Below are 24,552 nucleotides of genomic sequence, written 5' to 3'. Positions count from 1 at the left end.
CTGGAGCGTCGTTGCGGCTAGGGTGACCTCATGAGCTTCGAGCCGCAGCAGGATCCCCATGCGACCGACGACGGCCTTCGCCCCTACAGGGCACGGGAAGACATGGCCGAGGACCGAGACGTCCTCGATGAGCAGGCGACCTATCAGGATGCCCGGCGCCCTGGCACTGTGGCTGCGGCGGCGGATCAGCCGCTGTCCGTGAAGAGCCGGCAGCGCATGGACTTCGCCGCATCCGAGGAGGCCCCCGAGAAGCCGCGTGTCCCGTGGAGGCTGACCGGGGCGACCTGGCGGTACAGCCTGAAGCGGACTCTCGCGGAGTTCAGCCGGGACCAGTGCACCGACTTGGCCGCCGGCCTGACCTACTATGCGGTGCTCTCGCTGTTCCCGGCGCTGATCGCGTTCGTCTCGCTGCTCTCTGTGGTCGGGCAGGCTCAGGCCACTCAGGACTTCATCCTGGAGACGATGTCGGAGCTCGTGGACGAGGAGTTCATGGACACCGTGGAGACCATCGTGGGAGTGGTGACCTCCGCCCCCGGGGCGGGCCTGGGCCTGGCGGTCGGAATCCTGGTGGCGATGTGGACGGCGTCGAACTATGTCAATGCCTTCTCCCGGGCGATGAATCGGATCCACGAGGTTCCGGAGGGACGATCGATGCTGCAGCTGCGGCCGGTGCTCTACAGCGTCACGGTGGGACTGATCGTGCTGGTGGCCCTCTCCGCGGTGATGCTGGTGATCTCCGGACCGCTGGCCGAGGCCATCGGGAACACCGTGGGGCTGGGTGAGACCGCAGTGACGGTGTGGGACTACGCGACCTATCCGGTGCTGCTGCTGGTGGCGGCCGCCTGCGTCGGGCTGCTCTACTACGCGACGCCGAACGTTCGACAGCCCGGGCCGCTCTGGATCTCGCCCGGCGCCCTGGTCGCCATCGTGGTGATGGTGCTGGCCACGATAGGGGTGGGGTTCTACATCGGAAACTTCGCCAGCTACGAGGCCACCTACGGGGCGCTGGCCGGGGTGATCATCTTCCTGTTCTGGATCTACATCATGAATGTGGTCCTGCTGCTGGGAGCTGAGCTCGACGCCGAGCTGGAGCGTGGCCGGCAGCTCCAGGCCGGCATCGAGGCGGAGCGGACGCTCATGCTCTCCCCGCGGCAGCTCAAGTCGGCGGAGAAGTCCGCACAGAAGTACGAGCAGCTCGTGGCCCAAGGGCAGGCGTTGCGGATGAGCGAGGGACGGACCTTCGACGCGGAGGACGTCTGGCGACAGTGATCAGATCGTGACCTGCAGCACGCGCATCGAGGTGGATCTGAAACACTTGTGAAAAGTTTCCTTGATAGACTCCGGTCATCGGGTGACGTACGCAACATCGGGACGTGCTGATGCGTTCTGATGAGGCATGCGTGACCGACCACTGAGCGGGTCGCCGCAGCGACGACCTGCTCGACTGCAGTCGCGGCTGGGTTTGAAACCCGTCGCTCGCACCCATGAGGAGAACATCGCAGATGCGCACACACAGAACCTTCAGCCGCGGGGCGGTGGCCGTCTCTGCGGCGGCAGCCCTGACGCTGACCGCCTGCGGCGGCAACGGAGGCAACGGCGACGGCGGCGACGGTGACGCCCAGGCAGCAGATGGCGGCGGCACGGTCTCCGCCTACAACTGCGAGCCCCAGTTCCTGGTCCCCGGCAACTCGACCGAGGTCTGCGGCTCTTGGGTCCTGGAGAACCTGTTCACCGGCCTGACCCAGATCGACTACGACACCCTGGAGGCCGGCGCCGGTGTCGCCGAGAGCTGGGAGACCGAGGACAACGTCACTTGGACCTTTGAGCTCGGCGAGGACTGGACCTTCCACAACGGCGACCCGATCACCGCCCAGACCTTCGTCGACACGTGGAACTGGGTCGTGGCAGAGGACAACGCTCAGCAGAACGCGAACTTCCATGACAAGTTCCTCGGCTACGACGACGTGGCCAGCGGCGACGCCGAGGAGATGGAGGGCGTCCGCGCGGTGGATGACTACACTCTCGAGCTCGAGCTCACCGAGCCTTTCTCCCCGCTGCCGATGATGCTCTCCTACACCGGCTTCTACCCGATGCCGGATGTCGCCTTCGAGGACATCGAGGCCTTCGAGCAGGCCCCGGTCGGCAACGGTCGCTATCAGATGGACGGTGAGTGGGTACACGACGAGGAGATCGCCGTGGAGCGCTTCGATGACTGGGCCGGCGAGGACCCGGGTGTCCCGCAGCGCATCGAGTGGAAGATCTACGCCGACATCGACACCGCCTACATGGACGTCCAGGCCGGGAACCTGGACATCATGGACTCCGTGCCGCCGCATCTGCGGCCCAACATGGAGGCCGACTTCGGCGAGGACCAGGAGACCTTCGACACCTCCTCCTTCACCTACATGGGCTTCCCGCTCTACCAGGAGGACTTCGAGGACGAGGATGTCCGCCACGCGCTCTCCATGGCCATCGATCGCCAGGAGATCATCGACACCATCCACAACGGAGCCTTCACTCCGGCGTCGAACATCATCCCGCCGATGCTGCCCGAGGCTCGCGAGGACGCCTGCGAGTACTGCGAGTTCGATCCTGACGCAGCCGCTGAGCTTTACGAGGAGGCCGGCGGTCCTGAGGACCTGACGGTGTACTTCAACTCCGGTGCGGGGCATGAGGAGTGGACCGAGGCCATCGCCAACCAGTGGCAGCAGCACCTGGGTGTGGAGAACGTGAGCTTCGAGTCCCTGGAGTTCGCCCAGTACCTCGACCTGCACGACAACGATGAGATCACCGGACCGTACCGTCTGGGCTGGGTGCTCTCCTACCCCTCGCCGCAGTACGCGATGGAGCCGATCTACACCACTGGCCAGTCCTCGAACTACGCGGGCTTCTCCAATGAGGAGTTCGACGACCTCATCGACGAGGCGAACGCTGCTTTGGAGGAGGACGAGGCCGCCGAGCTCTACCAGCAGGCCGAGGACATCCTGCTGGAGGAGATGCCGGTCATCCCCCTGTGGTTCCAGAACTTCGGCGTGGTCCACTCGGACCGCATCGACGGCGACAGCGTCCTGATGGACCCGCGCACCTTCCTGCGTGTCGAGCAGCTCGTCGTCGCCGAGGACTGAGGGCCCGAGCGCCACAGCATGAGGACGCGGTCCGTGCCGGCCACAAGCCTGGACGGGCCGCGTCCTTCTGCCGGGAAGAGGCACGACGTCGCCTCTTCCCCCCCCCCCCCAATCACCGGCCGCACACGCTGCGGCGCTGCCCGCGGCACACCCGCACCGCGCGACACAGACGACCCCGACCGGCCTGGGTCACGAGCCCGGCCCGGTGAAGGAGCCCCGTGAAGAGCACCAGCCATAGACCCTCGTCCCTCCACGCCCGGGGGACACCCACACGTCTGACCGACTCCCGCTCCGGCCGCTCCGCGCTGGCCGGTGCCGGCCTCAGCACCGCCCTGGTGCTCAGCGCCTGCGGTGAAGGCGGCGAAGAGTCGGACGTCTCGGATGGGGGCGAGTTCAGCGCCTACACCTGCGAGCCCCAGAGCCTGACGCCGGGCGACACCTCGGAGGTCTGCGGGGCACGAGTGCTCGAGCAGCTCTTCACCGGGCTCACCGAGATCGACTACGACACCTTCGAGGCCGCCCCGGGTGTGGCCACGGAGTGGGAGTCCGAGGACAACGTCACCTGGACATTCCAGCTGCGCGATGACTACACCTTCCACAACGGCGACCCGATCGACGCCCACACGTTCGTCGACACCTTCACCTGGACGGCCGACACGGAGAACGCGCAGGCGAACTCAGAGTTCTACGAGATCATCGCTGGCTACGAGGAGCTCCAGGAGGGTGAGACCGAGGAGCTCGCCGGTGTGCGCGCCCTGGACGACCACACTCTGGAGATCGAGCTCTCCGAGCCGTTCGGGCAGCTGCCAGTCCACGTGGGCCTGCTGGGCTTCTCACCTCTCCCGGACGTGGCCTACGAGGACATGGACGCCTTCGAGCAGGCTCCGATCGGCAACGGCCGCTACCAGATGGACGGGGAGTGGGTGCATGACACCGAGATCGCCGTGACGCGCCACGAGGACTGGCCCGGTGAGGTGCCCGGCCAGGCGGAGCGCATCCAGTGGAAGATCTACTCGGACGTCGGCACGGCCTACATGGATGTTCAGGCGGGGGAGCTCGACCTGCTCGAACAGGCCCCGCCGGAGCAGATCCCGCACATGGAGGCGGACTTCGGAGAGAATCAGGACGCCTTCGAGACCGGCACCTTCACCTACCTCGGCTTCCCGCTCTATCAGGAGGAGTTCCAGGATCCTGATGTCCGCCGGGCGCTGTCCATGGCGATCGACCGGGACTCGATCGTGGAGACCATCTTCGACGGCGGCATGCAGCCTGCACGCTCCATCATCCCTCCGGTCCTCCCGGAGGGTCGCGAGGATGCCTGCGAGGCCTGTGCCCATGACCCGGAGGCCGCGGCCGACCTCTACGAGTCCGCCGGCGGGCCCACCGAGCTGGAGATCTACTTCAACTCGGGAGCCGGCCACGATGACTGGGTGGAGGCCGTCACCCACCAGTGGCAGCAGCACCTGGGCATCGAGGACATCACCTTCCGTTCCCTGGACTTCGCCCAGTACCTGGACGACCTCACCGAGGAGAACGCGGCCGGGCCCTTCCGCCTCGGGTGGACCCTCTCCTCGCCGAGCGCCCAGTACGCGATGGAGCCGATCTACTCCTCCGGCGCCTCCAGGAACTTCGCGGGCTACTCCAGCGAGGACTTCGACGCTCTCATCGCCGAGGCCAATGCGGCGGACGTCGAGGAGGCTGGTCCGCTCTACCACGAGGTCGAGGACGTCCTGCTGGAGGACCTGCCGGTCATTCCGCTGTGGTTCAACCAGCAGCATGTGGTGCACACCGAGCGCATCTCCGACGTCGAGGTCAGCCCGCGCGGCCTGCCCCGCGTCGAGTCCATCACCGTCACCGAGTGAGGCGGCCCGGTCGGGCACCATGCTCCCCAGGACCGCATCCTGCTGCAAGGAAGTGAACATCTGATGAGGACACATTCAGCACCCGCCCGTCTCGTCGCCGTCGGCTCGGCCGCAGCTCTGCTGCTGACCGCCTGCGGAGACGACGACGGCGAGACCCAGGCTGCCGGCGACGACGACGGCGGCACGCTGAGCATCTACAACTGCGAGCCGCAGAACCTGATGCCCGGCAACAACACCGAGAACTGCGGCTCGCGGATCCTCGAGCAGCTCTTCACCGGGCTCACCCAGATCGACTACGAGAACTACGAGGCCGTGCCTGCTGTGGCGGAGAGCTGGGAGACCGAGGACCAGACCACCTGGACGTTCCACCTGCGGGAGGACTTCACCTTCCACAACGGGGACCCGGTCACCGCACAGACCTTCGTCGACACGTTCAACTGGGTCGTGGACCCGGACAACGCGCAGGCCGGGGCCACCTTCCATGACAAGTTCCTCGGCTATGACGAGGTCCTCGCGGGAGAGGCGGAGGAGATGGAGGGTGTCCGCGCCGTCGACGAGCACACTCTGGAGCTGGAGCTCACCGAGGCCTTCGGCCAGCTGCCGGTGGTGCTGACCTACACGTCCTTCTTCCCGATGCCGGAGGTCGCCTTCGAGGACATGGAGGCCTTCCAGACCGCACCGATCGGCAACGGGCGCTACCAGATGGACGGTGAGTGGGTCCACGACGTCGAGGTCGCCATGGAACGCTATGAGGAGTGGCCCGGCGAGGAGCCCGGATCCCCGCAGCGCCTCGAATGGATGATCTACAACGACGTCGACACCGCCTACACGGACGTGCTCGCCGGGAACCTCGACATCCTCGGGGAAGTCCCACCACATCGGATCACCGGCATCGAGGACGACTTCGGCGACGACTGGTCCCAGCACGAGAGCTCGCGATTCGTCTACATGGGCTTCCCCCTCTACGACGAGGAGTTCCAGGACGCGGACCTGCGTCACGCGATGTCCATGGCGATCGACCGGGAGGAGATCATCGAGAACATCTTCGACGGCTCCCAGACCGCCGCCCGCTCCATCCTGCCGCCGGTGCTGCCGCAGGGCCGCGAAGATGCCTGCGAGCACTGCCACTTCGACCCGGAGGCGGCTGCCGATCTCTATGAGGCAGCCGGCGGCCCCGAGGAGCTGACGCTCTATACGGACACCGGCACCGGTCATGACGACTACGTCGAGGCCATCGGCAACCAGTGGGCCCAGAACCTCGGTGTGGAGGAGATCCGCTACGAGTCCCTGGACTTCGCTCAGTATCTTGACCTGCACGAGTCCGAGGGCGTGACCGGGCCATACCGACTGGGCTGGCTGCTGGCCTACCCGTCCCCGCAGTACGCCATGGAGCCGCTCTACTCGGAAGGGGCGCCCTCGAACTATTCGGGATACGCCTCCGAGGACTTCGACGCGCTCATCGATCAGGCGAACGCCGCGGATGTCGATGACGCCGACGAGATCTACCAGCAGGCCGAGGACATCCTGCTGGAGGACCTTCCGGTCATTCCGCTGTGGTTCCAGGACTACTTCATCGTGCACAGCGACCGGGTCGCTGACGTGGAGATGGACCTGCGCAGCTACGTCCGGGTCGAGGATGTGACGGTGACCGACTGACTGAGACCCGGCCGACCGCCTAGTATGAGCTCGGCGTCGTGGGCCCCGTTCGGTCCGCGACGCCGGGCATCTCCCTGACATGCCCTTCAAGACCACCCACCAAGGACTCTCATGACCCGATACATCATTCGGCGTCTGCTCCAGTTCATCCCGGTACTCCTCATCGCGACCTTGTTGGTCTACGCGATGGTGTTCCTCATGCCGGGGGACCCGATCCGCGCACTGGCCGGCGACCGGCCGATGAGCGACGCGGTGCGGGAGACGCTTCGTGAGCAGTACAACCTCGATGACCCCTTCCTCGTCCAGTACGGCAAGTACATCTGGGGAGTCTTCACCGCAGCCGACTTCGGCACGACCTTCACCGGTCGCCCGGTGCTGGACATCATCCAGCAGCGCCTGCCGGTGACCCTCCAACTGGCGGCGGTGGCCCTGGTCATCCAGTCCGTCATCGGCATTATCGCCGGCGCGCTGGCCGCCATCTATCGCGATCGCTTCATCGACCGCCTCGTCCAGGTCTCCACGGTCCTGGTCGTCGCGCTGCCGGTGATCGCCATCGCGTTCCTGCTGCAGCTGGTCTTCGGCCTGAACCTGGGCTGGTTCCCCATCGCCGGCGCCCGGGAAGGGCTGGTCAGCTTCATCCTGCCAGGGGTTGCCATGGCTGCGGTGTCCACCGCGATGGTGGCGCGGCTGCTGCGCGGAGAGCTCATGGACGCTCTGCATTCCGACTACGTCCGCACCGCCACTGCCAAAGGGCTGACACGCGGACGCGTGGTCGGACGCCATGCGATGCGCAATTCGCTGATCCCCGTGGTCACGTTCCTCGGCGCGGATCTTGCCACGATGATGGGCGGCTCCATCGTCGTTGAATCGATCTTCAACCTTCCGGGCCTGGGCAATCAGGTGTTCCAGTCCATCCAGGCGCAGGAGGGGACCGTCGTCGTCGGCATCGTCACGCTGTTCGTGATCTTCTTCGTCATCGTGAACCTCGTCGTCGACCTTCTCTACGGCCTGCTCGACCCAAGGATCCGCTATGAGTGACACCGCACTGCACACCCAAGATTCTTCCCGCGAACCTGGTCAGCAGAGCCAGACCGAGGTCCAGGATGCGAAGCACACCGAGGAGGCCAGCCTCTGGGCCGATGCCTGGCGGACGCTGCGGAAGAACCCATGGTTCATCGTCGCCGCCACGCTGCTGGTGGTGCTGCTCGCGATGGCGGCCTTCCCTCAGCTCTTCACCAACACCGACCCGCGCGAGTGTCTGCTGAGCCGCAGCCGCCAGGGGCCCTCTGCCGCACACTGGTTTGGCACCGACGTCCAGGGCTGCGACTACTACACCCGCGTCCTCTACGGGGCCCGGAACTCCATCGCCATCGGCTTCATCACCACGATCGGCGTGTTCGTCGTCGCCGTGGTCATGGGGCTTCTGGCCGGCTACTTCGGCCGCATGGTGGACACGGTGCTCGCCCGCCTGGCGGACATGGTCTTCGCCGTGCCCTACATTCTGGCCGCTCTGGTGTTCCTGAACTCCATCGAGGAGCGGGGTGTCACGGAAGTCTCCGGCATCCTGATCTGCTTCACCTGGCCCGTCATGATGCGTCTGATGCGTGGTTCGGTGCTCTCGGTGACCAATTCCGAGTACGTGGTGGCCGCTCGGGCGCTGGGGGCCGGTCATCTGACGATCATGCGTCGCCACATCCTGCCGAACTCGCTGGGTCCGGTGATCGGCTATGCCACCGTGTTCGTCGGCATCATCGTCGGCGCTGAGGCGACGTTGACCTACCTGGGCGTGGGTCTGCAGCTGCCGTCCATCTCGTGGGGTCTGCAGCTGCAGAACGCCCAGCCCTATCTGCAGTCGCACCCGCATCTGATCCTGTTCCCGCTGATCTTCGTCGGTGTGACCGTGTTCGCCTTCATGACACTGGGCGATGCGGTCCGTGACGCGATCGACCCCAAGGGCAGGAAATGAGGCAGGAGACCATGAGCACGTATGAGACACAGCCCGGCACCGGGCAGAGGACGATCAGCCATGGCCCGCTCCTGGAGGTCAAGGACCTTCATGTCGAGTTCCGCACCAAGGCGGGGGTGGCCCAGGCCATCAACGGGCTGAACTTCACCTTGAACGCCGGGGAGACCCTGGCGATCCTCGGGGAGTCCGGTTCGGGCAAGTCGGTGACGGCCCAGACGATCATGGGCATCCTCGACATGCCCCCGGGCCACATCGCTGGCGGGGAGATCCTCTACCGTGGTGAGGACCTGCTGACCATGCCGGTGGAGAAACGGCGCAGGCTGCGCGGCACAGACATCTCCATGATCTTCCAGGACGCGCTGTCCTCGCTGAACCCGGTGCTGCCGGTCGGCTGGCAGATTGCCGAGATGTTCCGCGTCCACCGGGGCATGAAGCGACGCGCGGCCCGGGAGAAAGCCATCGAGATGATGCGACGGGTCGGTATCCCGGCCGCGGAGGAACGCGTGGGGGACTTCCCCCACCAGTTCTCCGGCGGCATGCGCCAGCGCATCATGATCGCCATGGCCATCTCCCTGGATCCCGATGTGCTGATCGCTGACGAGCCCACCACGGCACTGGACGTCACCGTCCAGGCCCAGGTGATGCGCCTGCTGAAGGACCTGCAGGTCGAACACAACATGGGCCTGATCCTCATCACCCATGATCTGGGCGTGGTGGCCGATGTCGCGGACAAGATCGCGGTGATGTATGCCGGCCGTGTGATGGAGGCCGCCGACGTCTTCGAGATCTACCGGCAGCCGGCCCACCCCTACACGCGGGGTCTGTTGGAGTCGATCCCGCGCATCGACGGTGAGGACGAGAGGCTGAAGGCCATCCCAGGCCTGCCCCCGATGCTCACCGACATGCCCCCGGGCTGCCCGTTCAATCCACGGTGCGAGTTCGCCACCGACCTGTGTCGCAGCGAGCGGCCGGAGCTGCGCGAGATCACCCGGGGCCACACATCGGCCTGCCATCATGCGGAGAAGATCTACACCCTCGAGGAGGCTCAGGATGAGTCAGTCTGACCAGAGTCCTGCGGACGGGTCCGCCCCCGGCCCCGACCCGTTCGGCGACGCTGAGGTGGTCCTCGAGGTCGAGGATCTCGTCAAGCACTTCCCGCTCACCCAGGGGATCGTGTTCCAGAAGAAGGTCGGAGCGGTGAAGGCCGTCGACGGTGTCAGCTTCCAGCTGCGCAAGGGGGAGACGCTGGGCATTGTGGGCGAGTCCGGATGTGGGAAGTCCACGCTGGCCAAGCTGCTCATGCGCCTGGAGGACCCCGACTCCGGCTCCGTGAGGTTCGGCGGAGAGGACTTCCTCTCGGTGAAGGGTGAGGCGCTGCGGCATCTGCGGCGGAAGATCCAGATCATCTTCCAGGACCCGTACACGTCGCTGAACCCACGGATGTCGGTCGGAGACATCGTCGGTGAGCCGTTCAAGCTGCACCCGGAGGCCAAGCCCGCACAAGGTATCCGTCCACGGGTCAAGGAGCTGCTGGACCTGGTGGGTCTGAACCCTGACCACATCAACCGGTACCCGCATCAGTTCTCCGGCGGTCAGCGTCAGCGCATCGGCATCGCCCGGGGGCTGGCGCTGAACCCGGACGTCATCATCTGCGATGAGCCGGTCTCCGCCCTGGACGTCTCGGTCCAGGCGCAGGTGATGAACCTGCTGGAGGACCTGCAGAAGGAGCTGGGGCTGTCCTACATCTTCATCGCCCACGATCTCTCGGTGGTCCGGCATATCTCCGACCGGATCGGTGTCATGTACCTGGGCAAGCTGGCGGAGATCGGGACCGAGGAGGAGATCTACTCGGCTCCGGCGCACCCGTACACGCAGGCGCTGCTCTCGGCGGTGCCGGTCCCGGATCCCACGATGCGTGGCCATCGGCAGCAGATCGTGCTCCAGGGGGACCCGCCGAACCCGGCGAACCCTCCCTCGGGATGTCGATTCCGCACGCGGTGCTGGATGGCCACGGACCTGTGTGAGAGCCAGGAGCCGGAGCTCATCCAGCGTCCGGGGATCACGCAGCAGGCGGCTTGTCACTACGCGCAGAGCAACGAGGCCGTCACAGCCTGAGCGCGGGCGGGGATTTTCCGCCCGAAGACGCCGGATGTGATCCACGTAACATGGTGACATCTTGAGTCACGCAGAAGGACCCCGGAGCGAGCTCCGGGGTCCTTCTGCGTGACGAGGATTTTTCGGTCCGCTGTAAGACATATACGAAGATGAGCGGAAGCTGTGCGCCCCCTGACTGCGACCTGGGTGCGGGGATCGCCGGAATGGCGGGGAATTCTGAAAGAAGTCTTGAACGTTTGAGGGAGAGCGGCATGTGTCGCTCAGGGTGACGGGGGTGGGTTGGCCGTGAGGGGGTGCCTCCCGCCAGGGCCTGAAGCATGAAATGTGACTGGAGTAACAATTCGATCACGTGTCTCAGGCGGTGCTGGAGGGGCATCGCTCCGCCCGTATTGTGGTGCACACCTTGTCCCGGTGTCAGGTACGTCACATGACTGGTGGCTGCATGGCCCGGGAATGACTTGCACTGTAGTGAGGAGAAGCTGTGAAGCTTAGGAAGCTCTCGAGTGCCGTGGCGGTGTTGGCGTCTGGCGCACTTGTCTTGACGGCATGTGCCCCTGACGCCGGCAACGGCGACGGCGACAACGGCAACGGCGGCGACAACGGAGGTGCTGAGGACCCCATCACCGCGGAGGGTCAGCAGTACACCGTCGAGCCGGAAGACACGGGCAAGGTCACTCTCGAGGACGACTGGGAGACTCTCGATGATGAGATCTCGGTGTCTCTGGGAGACACAGAGTTCACCAGCTACAACGGTGAGACTCCCGAGACCTACAACGTCTACAACTCGACGGTCGTGAACCATCTCTTCGGCGGCTTCGGCTATTGGGGAACCGACAACGTCTGGTATGCGGACGAGGACTTCGGGAGCTATGAGGTCATCGAGGAGGACCCGTGGACGGTGGAGTACACCATCAACGATGAGGTCACCTGGTCCGATGGGACCCCTGTCACGGTGGCCGACTACGTCCTCGACTGGGCTCGGCAGAACCCGGCGTTCACCGACGAGGATGACTCTCCTCTCTTCAACTCGGTGTCCCACACCTATGGTGAGTACGTCACCGAAGGGCCCCAGGGAGACCCTGAGGGCAAGACTTTCACCATCGAGTTCACCGAATCGTTCGCGGACTGGGAGATCCTGGTCTCGGAAGCTCACCCGGCGCACGTGGTCGCGGAGCAGAGCGGCATGGAGCTTGACGAGCTGGTGGACGCCGTGCGTGAGGAAGACATGGACACCCTCACAGAAGCCGCGGAGTTCTGGAACGAGGGCGACTGGTTCACCAACCCGGGCGAGCTGCCTGATGAGGAGCTCATCCCGAGCTCCGGTCCCTACGTGCTGGACAACTGGCAGGCTGGTGAGTCCATCACCCTCTCGGCCAACCCGGACTACTGGGGCACCCCGGCGGGAACTGAGCGCCTCGTCTTCCGGTTCGTCGATGACGGAGCCCACGTGCAGGCCTTGGAGAACGGTGACCTCAACGTCGTGCGACCTCAGGCCACTGTGGACACCCGCGGACAGCTGGAGCGGCTGGAAGGCCAGTTCGTGATGCATGAGGGTGAAGCCGCCACGTGGGAGCACCTGGACTACAACTTCGCCGACAGTTCGGTCTTCTCTGACAGCCCCGACCTGCGTGAAGCCTTCGCGATGTGTGTTCCGCGGCAGCAGATCGTGGACAACCTGATCGTGCCGGTCAACCCCGACGCGACGGTTCTCAATGCTCGTGAAGTGCTGACGTTCGAGGAGCACTACGACGACATCGTGTCCGAGAGCTATGACGGTCGCTATGACGACGTCGATGTGGACGGAGCGCGGGACATCGTCGAGGCTGAGGGCGCGGAAGGCACCGAGATCCGGATCGGCTACCAGGCTCCCAACCCGCGGCGCACCGACATCGTGGCAGAGATCAAGGCCTCCTGCGATGAGGCCGGCTTCGAGATCATCGACGATGGCGCAGATGACTTCTTCGCGCCGGGCGGTGCGCAGGAGACGGGGGACTTCGAGATTGCTCTCTTCGCCTGGGCGGGCTCGGGGCAGATCGTCTCCGGTCGCAACATCTACTCCACGGACCTTCCCCAGAACTACGGGGAGTACTCCAGCGAGACCGTCGACGACCTGTGGAACCAGGTGGCCGCCTCAGAGGATGAGGCTGAGCAGCAGGAGCTGGTGACACAGATCGAGCAGGAGCTGTGGGAGGACCTGCACGGGATTCCTCTCTTCGTGCACCCCCAGCTGTCCGGCTCGGACTCGTCCATCTACAACGTCCGTGACACGGCGTCTCAGGACCAGATCACGTGGAACGCCGAGCAGTGGCAGCGGGTGGAGTGATCAGCACGAGCTGATATGAGGCTCCGTCCCCAGCATGGCGGACCTTCTGGAACCGGTGGGATTCGGCGACGACGCCGTCGTCGAATCCCACCGGATCCTGTCCACCGCATCTCGACAAAGGCGACGTCTTTCCAGTGTTTACTTATGCTCTGAAGCGCCTCGGCAGTTCGGCGCTCGTCCTCTTGGGCTCGTCCCTCCTCGTCTTCATCCTCGTCATCAATTCCGGAGATCCCTTGCAGGAGCTGCGGGAGTCCAACGCCGAGAACGTCGAGTTCCTCATCCAGCAGCGGATCGAGTTCATGAACCTCGATCAGCCCTGGTACCAGCGGTACTGGACGTGGCTGACCGGTCTCGCCGGATGTGTCGTGGGAAACTGCGACCTCGGAACGAACATGCAGGGCCAGGACGTCGGCGCGCTGGTCCAGCAGGCGGCCGGCGCCTCCCTGCGCCTGGTCTTCCTGGCGACTCTCTTCTCGATCATCATCGGTGTGCTGACGGGCATCGTGACGGCGATCCGGCAGTACTCAACCTTGGACTATGCGGTCTCGTTCCTCATTTTCCTGTTCTTCTCGCTGCCGGTCTTCTGGGCCGCCGTCCTGGCCAAAGAATGGATGGGGATCCGATTCAACAATTGGATGGCGGACCCCTCGTTCACCTGGGCGCAGACCGGGATCGTCGCAGCGGTCGCGGCGATCGTGGTGCCCGGCATCATCGGTGGATCGCTCCGGCGCCGTCTGGGCACCGGCGCGGTGATGTTCGCCTTCGTCCTGGTCGTCATGCCGCTGTTCGACTGGCTCAACTACGCGCGGCAGCCGCAGCTCGGTCCACTCGTCATCACGCTGCTCGGCGTGGCCGTCGCCTTCGGCCTCACAGCTCTGCTCTCCGGTCTGCAGAACCGTCGCGTGCTGTATTCCGCGCTGGTCACCGTCGGACTTGGGCTCGTGTCGTACTACGCGACCTTCTGGCTGCTGCTGGATCCGGCCGGAGGCTGGTGGACCATATTCGGGCTGTTCGCCGTGGCCATGCTGCTCGCCGTCGCGACGGGACGCCTTCTGGGCGGACATGCCCGGGGGCAGGCGACGGCCGTCAGCATCCTCACGGCCGCGATCTACTCAGGTCTGGTGCTCCTCGATCACTTCATGCGGCATTGGCCGGGATTCCTCAGCCTGAAGCCGCGTCCCATCTCCACGATCGGTTCCTCGTCCCCCAACTTCGCCGGCAGCTTCTGGGAGGTCTCGTTGGACCAGGGAACACAGCTTCTGCTGCCCACGACGCTCCTGATGGTCGTCTCCGTGGCGACCTACACCCGATACACACGAGCATCGATGCTCGAAGCCATCAACCAGGACTACATCCGGACAGCACGAGCTAAGGGAGTCAATGAGCGCACGGTGATCTTCAAACACGCCTTCCGCAACTCCATGATCCCGGTGACCACGATCGTCGCCTTCGACTTCGCCGGTCTGATCGGCGGATCCGTCATCGTGGAGCGGGTCTTCGGCTGGCGCGGCATGGGCGACCTGTTCGCCACCGGACTGGGCAATTCGGACCCGGCACCTGTGATGGCCTTCGTCCTGGTGACGGGGACGGCCGCGGTGCTCTTCAACCTGATCGCTGACCTGCTCTACGCAGTGCTGGACCCAAGGATTCGTGTATGAGTGCGAGCAACAGCTCCGAGAACGAGCACACCGAGATCGCAGACCTGGCCGAAGCGGAGGATGCGCGGCTCCGCGGACGTGAGAGGTCCTACTCCCAGAGTCAGCTGATCCGCCGCCGATTCTTCGCCCACAAACCTGCGGTCATCTCGATGATCGTGCTGATCAGCATCATCGTGCTGGCCTTCACCTCCATCGGCCCGACTGGCCAGGGCGGATGGTGGGACAAGAGCTTCCTCCAGACCAACCCGGTGGTCGACGGCGGACGCCCCACCATGTTCCAGGACGGCTTCCTCGGGGAGTATCCCTTCGGTCAGGACAACAACGGCAGGGACTACTTCGCGTTGGTGATGCGAGGCGCCCAGCAGTCCCTGATCGTCGCTTTCGGCGTGGCGTTCTCCTCGACGGTCCTCGGGGTGCTGGTGGGAGCCCTGGCCGGGTACTTCCGGGGGTGGGTCGAGTCTCTTCTGATGCGCATCACCGACACCGTGATCGTGGTGCCGCTGCTGGCATTGGCGGCGGTCTTCGGAAGCTACGCGCAGAATCTCCCGGGCGGCACGTTCACGTTGGCGCTCCTGCTGGGGTGTGTGACGTGGACGGGAATGGCCCGACTGGTCCGAGCTGAGGTGCTCTCGCTCCGCGAGAAGGAGTATGTGGCTGCTGCGACGGCCATGGGCGCCCATCCGGCGCGGATCATCGTGAAACACATGCTGCCCAACAGCGTGGGTGTCATCATCGTCAACGCCACCTTCGCCGTCGCGGCGGCGATCCTGCTGGAGACCTCGCTGTCGTTCCTGGGCTTCGGGATCCAGTTTCCTGAGTCCTCATTGGGCCTGCTGATCGACATGAACCAGAACGCGTTCACCACGCGATCCTGGCTCTTCTGGTTCCCCGGTCTGTTCATCATCGCGATCGCGCTCAGCGTGAACTTCATCGGGGACGGCCTTCGGGACGCGATCGACCCTCGCCAGAAGCGTGCCGGGGACAAGCGCCCCACGCTGCGTGGGGTCCTGGGGTTCCGGGGCGGAGCGAAGGCGGAGCAGCGGCGAACGGCCCTCGCCGGTGGTGACGCTGCTGACGATGTCCCGCTCCCCGACGAGACGAGCGGTCTGGGCGGCACCCCGGATCTGCGGAAGGACGAGGAACGATGACGACACCTGTTCTGAGCTACCGGGACATCCATGTCACGTTCACGACCGAGTTCGGTCACGTGGACGCCGTCAAGGGGGTGAGCTTCGACATCGGCCCGGGGGAGGTCGTCGCCGTCGTGGGCGAGTCTGGTTCTGGAAAGTCCGTCACGTCCTCCACCGCCATGGGTCTGCTGCCCGACAACGCGCGTGTCGAGGGAGACGTGATCCTGCAGGGCCGCAGCGTCATGAAGATGTCTCCCGGAGAGCGACGACGTCTTCGCGGCCAGGACATCTCCATGGTGTTCCAAGAGCCGATGACGGCGCTGAACCCGGTCCTGCGAGTCTCTGATCAGCTGATCGAGTCACTTCAGGTCCACGATGTGGCTTTCGGCGCCCAGGCGATGGAGATGGCGGTCGATCTTCTCGAGAAGGTGGGCATCCCTGACGCCCGCAGGAGGATTCGGGAGTATCCCCACCAGTTCTCCGGTGGTCAGCGCCAGAGGATCGTGATCGCCATGGCGATCGCCTGCGGACCGAAGGTGATCATCGCTGACGAGCCGACCACCGCCCTTGACGTCACCGTGCAGGCCGAGGTGCTGGATCTGCTTCGGCGGCTCAAAGATGAGCTGCAGACCGGGATCCTGCTGATCACCCACAACATGGGCGTCGTCGCTGATATGGCGGACCGTGTGGTCGTGATGCTCAACGGCGAGGTCGTCGAGACCGGCGAGGTGAAGCAGGTGATGTCGGCGCCTCAGCACCCCTATACCCAGCGGCTGCTCGATGCCATGCCTCTGCTGCGGGATCCTGAGCTCCACGTCGAAGACGTCGACCAGGCGCCCTCCGCATCTGCGGACGTCGACCGCCCCGCAGGAGAGACGCCAGCCCTGGAGGCGCGCAACCTCGCACTGGACTACACGTTCCGTCGACAGGCCACGCGCGTGGTGGAGGGCGTCACCTTCACTGTGCAGCAGGGCGAGATCATGGGATTGGTGGGGGAATCAGGTTCTGGCAAGTCCACCGTGGCGAAGGCCGTGCTGGGTCTGCTCGACGTCGCAGAAGGTGATCTGCTGATCCGCGGACGCAACATGCCGACGATGCCTGCCAAGGAGCGCAAAGCGCTCAAGAAGGAGATCGGGGTCGTCTTCCAGGATCCCGCCGCGTCGCTGGACCCTCGTTTCCCGATCGGCGACATCATCGTCGAGCCTATGATCGTGCACAAGGTGGGCACATCGAAGGAACGCGTGAGGCGTGCCGAGGAGCTGCTCGACGCCGTGCGCCTGCCGTCCAGCGTCGTCAACCGATATCCCCACGAGCTCTCCGGGGGTCAGCGCCAGCGCATCAGCATCGCCCGGGCACTCGTGCTCAACCCGACCCTGCTGATCGCGGATGAGCCGACGTCCGCGTTGGACGTCTCCGTCCAGGCCGCGGTGCTTGACATGTTCCGCGAGCTGCAGGAGCAGTACGAGTTCGCGTGCCTCTTCGTCAGCCATGATCTCGCGGTCATCGACACCCTCGCCCATCAGGTGCTCGTGATGCAGAACGGCCGTACCGTGGAGCAGGGCAGCGTGGATCAGGTGCTGAGGTTTCCGAGGCAGGACTACACCCAACGGCTGCTGGCCGCGGCGCCGGTCCCTGACCCGATCAGTCAGGCAGAGCGTCGTGAAGCCCGGAGGCGTCTCTTGGTCAGACAGGGGCTCCGCCTCGATTGATCGGCTTGCTGCGCCTCTCCTGTGCGCAGCCGCCCAGGCGGCCCGGTGGCCGAGAACATGACCACCGGGTCGCCTGAGCGGCCGTGACCGAGGCCGCACCAGCCTGCCATCTGAGGGCAGTACACTGGATCGGGTGCCTGTGCCGTCATGTGCGGCGGTGCGGAGCCCACAACTCTTCTTTCTACTCCGGAAGGCGCTGCCCCGACATGACCACTGCTGCCGTACGCGCACAAGCAGGAACTGACGAGCGTCAGGACCTGCGCAACGTCGCGATCGTCGCCCACGTCGACCACGGCAAGACCACCCTTGTCGACGCCATGCTGCGTCAGACGAAGGCCGTCGGCGGCCATGGTGACCTCGAAGACCGAGTCATGGACTCCGGTGATCTCGAGAAGGAGAAGGGCATCACCATCCTGGCCAAGAACACCACAGTGTTCTACTCCGGCCCGTCCGCGGCCGAGCACGCCGGCCCGGACACCGTCACCATCAACGTCATCGACACCCCCGGCCACGCCGACTTCGGCGGAGAGGTCGAGCGCGGGCTCTCCATGGTCGACGGGGTCGTGCTGCTCGTCGACGCCTCCGAAGGTCCGCTGCCGCAGACCCGCTTCGTGCTGCGCAAGGCGCTCAACGCACAGCTGCCGGTCATCCTCGTGGTCAACAAGACCGACCGTCCCGACGCCCGCATCGACGGCGTCGTCTCCGACACGATGGATCTGCTTCTCGGCCTGGCCTCCGACGTCGCCGAGGAGAACCCGGACCTCGACCTGGACTCTGTGCTCGACGTTCCGGTGGTCTACGCCTCCGGCAAGGCCGGCCGTGCCTCCACCGAGCAGCCCGCCGACGGCGGCCTGCCCGAGAACGAGGACCTCGAGCCGCTGTTCGCGACCATCCTGGAACACGTCCCGGCACCGCGCTACGACGCCGGAGAGGTCCTCCAGGCCCATGTCACCAACCTGGACGCCTCCCCGTTCCTGGGTCGCCTGGCGCTGCTGAGGATCTTCAACGGCACGCTGAAGAAGAACCAGCAGGTCGCTTGGGCCCGCAAGGACGGCAGCACCAAGACCGTCAAGATCACCGAGCTGCTCGCCACCAAGGGCCTGGAGCGCGTCTCCACCGACGCCGCCGGGCCGGGCGAGATCGTCGCCGTGGCCGGCATCGAAGACATCATGATCGGCGAGACTCTCACCGACCTGGAGACCCCCAAGCCGCTGCCGAACATCGTCGTCGACGACCCGGCCATCTCCATGACCGTCGGCATCAACACCTCGCCGATGGCCGGCCGCGTCAAAGGGGCGAAGGTCACCGCGCGCCAGGTCAAGGACCGTCTGGAGAAGGAGCTCATCGGCAACGTCTCCATCAAGGTGCTCCCCACCGAGCGGCCCGACACCTGGGAGGTCCAGGGCCGTGGTGAGCTGGCGCTGGCCATCCTGGTCGAGCAGATGCGCCGCGAGGGCTTCGAGCTGACCGTCGGCAAGCCGCAGGTCGTCACCCGGGAGGTCGACGGTGCGCTGCACGAGCCCATGGAGAACATGACGATCGATGCGCCCGAGGAGTTCATGGGAGCCATCACTCAGCTCATGGCCGCGCGCAAGGGGACCATGACCACCATGACGAACAACGGCACCGGGTGGATCCGCATGGAGTTCCTGGTCCCGGCGCGCGGACTCATCGGCTTCCGCACCAAGTTCCTCACTGAGACCCGCGGTGCGGGCATCGCCTCCTCCTACGCCGCCGGCTACGAGCCGTGGAAGGGCGAGATCGAGTACCGAGTCTCCGGATCCCTGGTCTGCGACCGTTCCGGCACCGCCACTCCTTTCGCGATGATCAATCTGCAGGAGCGGGGCACCTTCTTCATCGAACCGCAGGACGAGGTCTATGAGGGCATGGTGGTCGGTGAGAACTCGCGCAACGAGGACATGGAGGTCAACATCACCAAGGAGAAGAAGCTGACCAACATGCGTGCCGCCAGCGCAGACAGCTTCGAGGGCCTCACCCCTCCCACCAAGCTGACCCTCGAGGAGTCTCTGGAGTTCGCCCGCGAGGACGAGTGCGTGGAGGTCACCCCGGAGTCCATCCGCATCCGCAAGGTGACGCTCTCCTCCTCGGACCGGCTCAAGGAGACCCGGAAGCGGAAGAACGCCTCGCAGTGAGTTCATCTCCCCATCAGAACGGAGCACCCGAGAGCGGCATGTCCGGTCCGACCGGCCAGCCGTCGTCATCGCCGGATCGAGGCCTGCGCTCGCGCCCTGTCCTGATGGGGATCTGCTTCACCGGTGGTGCTGTGATCGGCGTCCTCGGCACCGCCGTGCACGGCAATCTCTGGATGCTGGGGGAGACCCACACCGGCTTCGTCATCCCCTGGGGCGCCGTCGTCGCACTGCTGCTGAGCCTGCTCGGCCAGCTGTGGGCCGGGCTGCGCGCGGACTCGCTGCTGGAGCCCACGGTCATGGGCATCACCACGTTCACCGTGGTGACGATCGCCTACCTGTGGACGGGCCCGGACCAGCTGATGGTGCCCTACAGTGCCGAGGCCATGCAGCTGCTGCCCGGCCCCACGCTGGCGTCGCTGATCTGGTGGCTGGGCAGCGCGGGCATCACCCTGGTCTCGATGGTGCTGGTCAAGTGGATCCTCGCCCGGGACAAGGCCGTCGCTCGAGCAGCGGCGCGTCCGGGTGAGGGATTCCTCATGTGACGGCGGGAACCGGCCCCACCGGACATCCGGGGGTCCGGATCGCTAGACTGGAGGACACCGGCACGCCATGTGCCGTGTGCACCTGAGAAGAGTCGCCGTTCGCCTCGCCCACCGATCGGCAGTCCCGGGTCACCTCTCGGTGACCAGGAGAGACAGAGGAGTCCATGACCTACATCATCGCCCTTCCCTGTGTGGACCTGAAGGACAAGGCCTGCATCGAGGAATGCCCGGTGGACTGCATCTACGAGGGCGAGCGTTCGCTCTACATCCACCCTGACGAATGTGTGGACTGCGGCGCCTGTGAACCGGTCTGCCCCGTGGAGGCCATCTACTACGAGGACGACGTCCCCGAGGAGTGGTCCGAGTACTACCGGGCCAACGTCGAGTTCTTCGACGACGTCGGCTCTCCGGGCGGCGCCGCGAAGGTCGGCAAGATCGACAAGGACCATGAAGTCATCAGTGCCCTGCCCGCGCAGGAGCACTGACCGATTGGACATGCTGACCCTCCCTGAATACCCGTGGGACGCGATGGCTCCGTACTTGGAGCAGGCTGCTTCGCATCCGGACGGTCCCGTCAACCTCTCCATCGGCACTCCGGTGGATTCGACCCCGGCGGTGATCCGGGAGGCGCTGGCCTCCGCGGCCGACGCCCCCGGCTACCCGACGACCCACGGACGCCGTGAGCTCCGTGAGGCGGTGGCTGCCTGGTTCTCCCGGCGACGCGGGGTGCACGACGTCGACCCCGAGGCCGTGCTGCCGACCATGGGCTCCAAGGAGCTGGTGGCCTGGCTGCCGACGCTGCTCGGGATGGGGCAGGACGACGTCGTGCTGCGGCCCAGGGTCGCGTATCCGACCTATGACATCGGAGCCCAGATCGCTGGGGCCACACCGCTGGCGGTGGAGGATCCCGCCGAGCTGGACGAGGACATCCTGGCGCGGGTGAAGCTGATCTGGCTGAACTCGCCGGCGAACCCGACCGGCGCGGTCACCGGGGTGGAGCACATGAGGGCGTGGGTGGAGCTGGCCCGACGCCTCGGCGCCGTCGTCGCCTCGGATGAGTGCTACGCGGAGCTGCCCTGGGAGGTCGACGAGGTCCCGTCGGTGCTTGACCCGCGGGTCAGCGCAGGCGATCATCGGGGGCTGCTGGCGGTCTACTCCGCCTCCAAACAGTCGAACGTGGCCGGCTATCGGGCGGCGTTCGCCGCCGGATGCCCGGAGCTGATCGCCGGACTGGTCAACACCCGCAAGCATGCGGGCATGATCATGCCCGCCCCCGTGCAGGAGGCGCTGCGCGTGGCGCTGACCGATGACGCCCACGTCGAGGCCCAGCGGGAGATCTACGGGCGTCGTCGGGAGCTGCTGCTGCCCGCGCTGCAGGCCTCCGGGCTGCAGGTGCGGGACTCCGTCGCCGGGCTCTACCTGTGGTGCACCGACGGGGTCTCCGACTCTTGGACCCTGGTGGAGAAGATGGCCTCCCGCGGCATCGTCGTGGGGCCGGGAGTGTTCTACGGAGAGCACGGTGACGGGTTCATCAGAGTGGCACTGACGGCCCCGGACGAACGGATCGCCGCGGCCGCGGAACGGCTCGGCTGAACCCGCCGAGACCGGCGCAGCGGCGCCCGCATCGGGCTGGAGAAAGGGTGCGCGAAGGCCCTGTGACGGGCCGTGCGTGGACCACGACACAACTGGCAACGCGACGTGACGACCAGGTAGGTTGTCAGTGTCGCGTACGAGTGTTTCTGACGAGGAGACCGCATGACTGAGCAGACAGCAGCCCGCCTGAGCTATCAGGACCAAGAGCTCGAGCTACCCGTCGAGGGTGCCGTCGAAGGCAACGACGGGCTCGACATCGCTCCGCTGCTGAAGACCACCGGGGCCGTCACCTACGACCCGGGTTTCATGAACACCGCGAACGCGAAGTCTGCGATCACCTACATCGACGGGGACGAGGGCATCCTGCGCTACCGCGGGTACCCGATCGAGCAGCTCGCCGAGCACTCCAACTTCCTCGAGGTCTCCTATCTGCTCATCTATGGGGAGCTTCCCACCCAGGAGCAGCTCGACGCATTCGACAACGTCACCCGACGCCACACCCTGCTCCATGAGGAGCTGAAGGGCTTCTTCGGCGGATTTCCGCGGGATGCCCACCCGATGCCGGTGCTCTCCTCGGCGGTCTCCGCGCTGTCGACCTTCTACCAGGACTCGCTGGATCCCTTCGACGACGAGCACGTTGAGCGCTCCACCTACCGCTTGCTGGCGAAGGTGCCGACCATCGCCTCCTACGCGTACAAGAAGTCCATCGGCCAGCCGATGCTCTACCCGGACAACAACCTGGACCTGGTGGAGAACTTCCTCCGCGGCTGCTTCGGGGTGCCTGCCGAGCAGTACGAGCTGGATCCGGATTTGGTCAACGCCCTGGACACCCTGCTGATCCTGCATGCGGACCATGAGCAGAACTGCTCCACCTCCACGGTGCGTCTGGTCGGCTCCTCGCAGGCCAACATGTTCGCCTCCATCTCTGCCGGCATCAACGCCCTGTTCGGCCCCGCCCACGGCGGAGCGAACGAGGCCGTGCTGAAGATGCTGCGCCAGATCCAGGCCGGCGACGTCAGTCCCGAGGCCTTCATGGAGAAGGTGAAGAACAAGGAGGACGGCGTCCGCCTGATGGGCTTCGGCCACCGGGTGTACAAGAACTACGACCCGCGGGCGCGGGTCGTTAAGGGCATCGCTGATGACATCCTGGCCAAGCTCGGCGGAGACGATGAGCTCTTCGAGATCGCCCAGCGCCTCGAGCAGAAGGCCCTGGAGGACGACTACTTCATCGAGCGCCGGCTCTACCCGAACGTGGACTTCTACACCGGTCTGATCTACAAGGCCATGGGCTTCCCGGAGAAGATGTTCACCGTGCTCTTCGCCCTGGGCCGTCTGCCAGGTTGGATCGCCCAGTGGCGGGAGATGATGAGGGACCCTGCCACCAAGATCGGCCGCCCGCGCCAGCTCTACGTCGGCGCGCCCGAGCGCAGCTACCCGGGCGTGAACTGACCCGGTCACAGCTCACACACAGACGCGGGAGGACCCCGCAGCCGATCCGCCTCAGGGTTCTGGCTGCGGGGTCCTCCCGCGTCCGGGGGCAGAGCGGGGTGAGAGTGTGGGGCATCAGCCGCCGGATGGCCCGCCCAACCCCACGTTCGGCCGATACTCTCGGCTCCGCTCCGACGTCCGGCCGATACTTCCCGTGGGCAAGGGCATTCCCGGGCCTCAGGGGTGGGAGAAACGGCCGAACGTGGGTTCAGCCGGGCCATCCGCGGAAGCGCAGTGCACGGCAGATCTTCTCGATGGCGCGCCGGCCGCCGTCGCGGAGGTGCTCTCTGGTGATCCGGACCTCGATCCAGCCGATCGCCTCCGTGAGCTCCGCCCGGTGGATGTCCTTGAGCATCTGCCCCGGGTCGCGGTGATGCTCCCAGCTGTCGTACTGGATGGCCACCCGATACTGCGGGATCGAGAGATCGGGCTGCACCACCGCGATTCCCGCATCGTCGATGAGCCAGGCGTTGACATCTGGCTCGGGGAGGCCCGCCTGGTGCATCAGGAGTCGCAGACGCGTCTCCTGGGGTGAGTCGCTGCCCTTCCGGCTGAGACTCAGGGCCTGGCGAGCCGTGCGCACACCGGGCGCGGAGCCCCGACGGCGGAGTGCCTCGGTCAGCTCGTGCTTCGTGGCCCACGGCTCGGAGGGCTCGCCGAACTCCGTCCTTCCGGCCCGGATGACCTGATCAGTGAAGATCAGCGCCTCCACGAGAGGGCCGCTGAGCGCGATGTCGGTCCAGGTGCGAGTCACAGAGGTCGTGGGCAGACCATGGATCTGACGGATGTCCTCCTCGGGAATGTCACTGCGATGGCCGATGACCATCCCCGAACGTCTGACCCGAGCCGCCAGCCGAGGACTCGTGAGGTGGTAGCGGGGCAGGAGTGGATCGCCCGTGATGCCTTGGAGCTGGGCCGCTGTCGCATGGCTGACCACCCGGTCCCGGCCTGACGTCAGTCCTTGGAGCAGCGCGAGATGCCGATGGTGCTCCTCCGCAGCGGACGAGGGTGCGTAGACCCCGTGAGTGAGCCGGACCAGGTCTCCGCCATGGAGCGCATGGCGGATGTCCCTGGGGGCGAGCCGAGTGGAGAGCTCGGTCCACGGCACCCCTCGGCGGGGCAGCGGATAATCCCGTGGTCGGCGTCGTCGTGGTGAATCCATGTCGGGGATGATCCCCTGCACCGCATCACCACACGAGGGCCATGCGGGCATCTGTGGAGGGTCGTGCGTG

18 protein-coding genes are annotated in these 24,552 nt (G+C 65.8%); 17 read left to right on the top strand and 1 reads right to left on the bottom strand.

The features are described 5' to 3' along the window. The first annotated feature begins 30 nt into the window (after window positions 1-30). From ODE13_RS01475 to ODE13_RS01395, 17 genes are all read left to right on the top strand, one after another. A complete protein-coding gene (locus tag ODE13_RS01475; RefSeq protein ID WP_322477669.1) occupies window positions 31-1,269 on the top strand; it encodes a YihY/virulence factor BrkB family protein in 1,239 nt (412 codons plus the stop codon). Between the two features lie 233 nt (window positions 1,270-1,502). Further along, complete coding sequence (locus tag ODE13_RS01470) at window positions 1,503-3,125, top strand: ABC transporter substrate-binding protein (RefSeq protein WP_322477668.1); 1,623 nt, start codon at window positions 1,503-1,505, stop codon at window positions 3,123-3,125. A gap of 218 nt (window positions 3,126-3,343) precedes the next feature. Further along, window positions 3,344-4,987: an ABC transporter substrate-binding protein gene (locus ODE13_RS01465; RefSeq protein ID WP_322477667.1), complete on the top strand. Its 1,644-nt coding sequence runs from the start codon at window positions 3,344-3,346 to the stop codon at window positions 4,985-4,987. A 63-nt stretch (window positions 4,988-5,050) separates the two neighbouring features. Beyond that, complete coding sequence (locus tag ODE13_RS01460) at window positions 5,051-6,643, top strand: ABC transporter substrate-binding protein (RefSeq protein ID WP_322477666.1); 1,593 nt, start codon at window positions 5,051-5,053, stop codon at window positions 6,641-6,643. 111 nt (window positions 6,644-6,754) lie between these two features. Next, window positions 6,755-7,681 carry an ABC transporter permease gene (locus ODE13_RS01455; RefSeq protein WP_179542278.1) on the top strand — a complete coding sequence of 309 codons (927 nt, stop codon included), beginning with the start codon at window positions 6,755-6,757 and terminating at the stop codon, window positions 7,679-7,681. Further along, the gene (locus tag ODE13_RS01450) at window positions 7,674-8,609 is read left to right on the top strand and encodes an ABC transporter permease (RefSeq protein ID WP_322477665.1); all 936 of its coding nucleotides are present in this window, start codon (window positions 7,674-7,676) and stop codon (window positions 8,607-8,609) included. Before ODE13_RS01455 ends, ODE13_RS01450 begins: the two co-directional genes overlap by 8 nt. Window positions 8,610-8,620: 11 nt before the next feature. Then, window positions 8,621-9,673, top strand: coding sequence for an ABC transporter ATP-binding protein (locus ODE13_RS01445; RefSeq protein WP_322477664.1), 1,053 nt, complete (start codon window positions 8,621-8,623; stop codon window positions 9,671-9,673). Continuing rightward, complete coding sequence (locus ODE13_RS01440; RefSeq protein ID WP_322477663.1) at window positions 9,660-10,724, top strand: dipeptide ABC transporter ATP-binding protein; 1,065 nt, start codon at window positions 9,660-9,662, stop codon at window positions 10,722-10,724. The genes ODE13_RS01445 and ODE13_RS01440 overlap by 14 nt, the downstream gene beginning before the upstream one ends. A gap of 481 nt (window positions 10,725-11,205) precedes the next feature. Continuing rightward, window positions 11,206-13,047, top strand: coding sequence for an ABC transporter substrate-binding protein (locus ODE13_RS01435; RefSeq protein ID WP_322477662.1), 1,842 nt, complete (start codon window positions 11,206-11,208; stop codon window positions 13,045-13,047). A 134-nt stretch (window positions 13,048-13,181) separates the two neighbouring features. Then, the gene (locus ODE13_RS01430) at window positions 13,182-14,705 is read left to right on the top strand and encodes an ABC transporter permease subunit (RefSeq protein ID WP_179542283.1); all 1,524 of its coding nucleotides are present in this window, start codon (window positions 13,182-13,184) and stop codon (window positions 14,703-14,705) included. Further along, window positions 14,702-15,853 (top strand): ABC transporter permease, encoded by a 1,152-nt coding sequence (locus tag ODE13_RS01425; RefSeq protein WP_322477661.1) that lies wholly within the window; start codon window positions 14,702-14,704, stop codon window positions 15,851-15,853. Before ODE13_RS01430 ends, ODE13_RS01425 begins: the two co-directional genes overlap by 4 nt. Beyond that, the gene (locus ODE13_RS01420; RefSeq protein ID WP_322477660.1) at window positions 15,850-17,544 is read left to right on the top strand and encodes an ABC transporter ATP-binding protein; all 1,695 of its coding nucleotides are present in this window, start codon (window positions 15,850-15,852) and stop codon (window positions 17,542-17,544) included. The genes ODE13_RS01425 and ODE13_RS01420 overlap by 4 nt, the downstream gene beginning before the upstream one ends. Before the next feature lie 206 nt (window positions 17,545-17,750). Continuing rightward, complete coding sequence (gene typA, locus ODE13_RS01415) at window positions 17,751-19,697, top strand: translational GTPase TypA (protein ID WP_322477659.1); 1,947 nt, start codon at window positions 17,751-17,753, stop codon at window positions 19,695-19,697. 38 nt (window positions 19,698-19,735) lie between these two features. Then, complete coding sequence (locus ODE13_RS01410) at window positions 19,736-20,239, top strand: hypothetical protein (protein ID WP_322477658.1); 504 nt, start codon at window positions 19,736-19,738, stop codon at window positions 20,237-20,239. A 164-nt stretch (window positions 20,240-20,403) separates the two neighbouring features. Beyond that, the gene (fdxA, locus tag ODE13_RS01405; RefSeq protein WP_322477657.1) at window positions 20,404-20,724 is read left to right on the top strand and encodes a ferredoxin; all 321 of its coding nucleotides are present in this window, start codon (window positions 20,404-20,406) and stop codon (window positions 20,722-20,724) included. A gap of 10 nt (window positions 20,725-20,734) precedes the next feature. After that, window positions 20,735-21,832: a succinyldiaminopimelate transaminase gene (dapC, locus tag ODE13_RS01400; RefSeq protein WP_322477656.1), complete on the top strand. Its 1,098-nt coding sequence runs from the start codon at window positions 20,735-20,737 to the stop codon at window positions 21,830-21,832. Between the two features lie 162 nt (window positions 21,833-21,994). Beyond that, window positions 21,995-23,281 (top strand): citrate synthase, encoded by a 1,287-nt coding sequence (locus ODE13_RS01395; protein ID WP_322477655.1) that lies wholly within the window; start codon window positions 21,995-21,997, stop codon window positions 23,279-23,281. Window positions 23,282-23,528: 247 nt separating this feature from the next. On the opposite strand, the gene ODE13_RS01390 is transcribed toward ODE13_RS01395, so the two are convergent. Continuing rightward, window positions 23,529-24,482, bottom strand: a complete 954-nt coding sequence (locus ODE13_RS01390) for a hypothetical protein (RefSeq protein ID WP_322477654.1) — start codon at window positions 24,480-24,482, stop codon at window positions 23,529-23,531. Window positions 24,483-24,552 lie beyond the last annotated feature (70 nt).

Source organism: Nesterenkonia sp. HG001 (assembly GCF_034438835.1).
GTDB lineage: Bacteria > Actinomycetota > Actinomycetes > Actinomycetales > Micrococcaceae > Nesterenkonia > Nesterenkonia xinjiangensis.
Note: the sequence above shows the minus strand (reverse complement) of the source record. Positions and strands in the feature narration are given on the sequence as shown.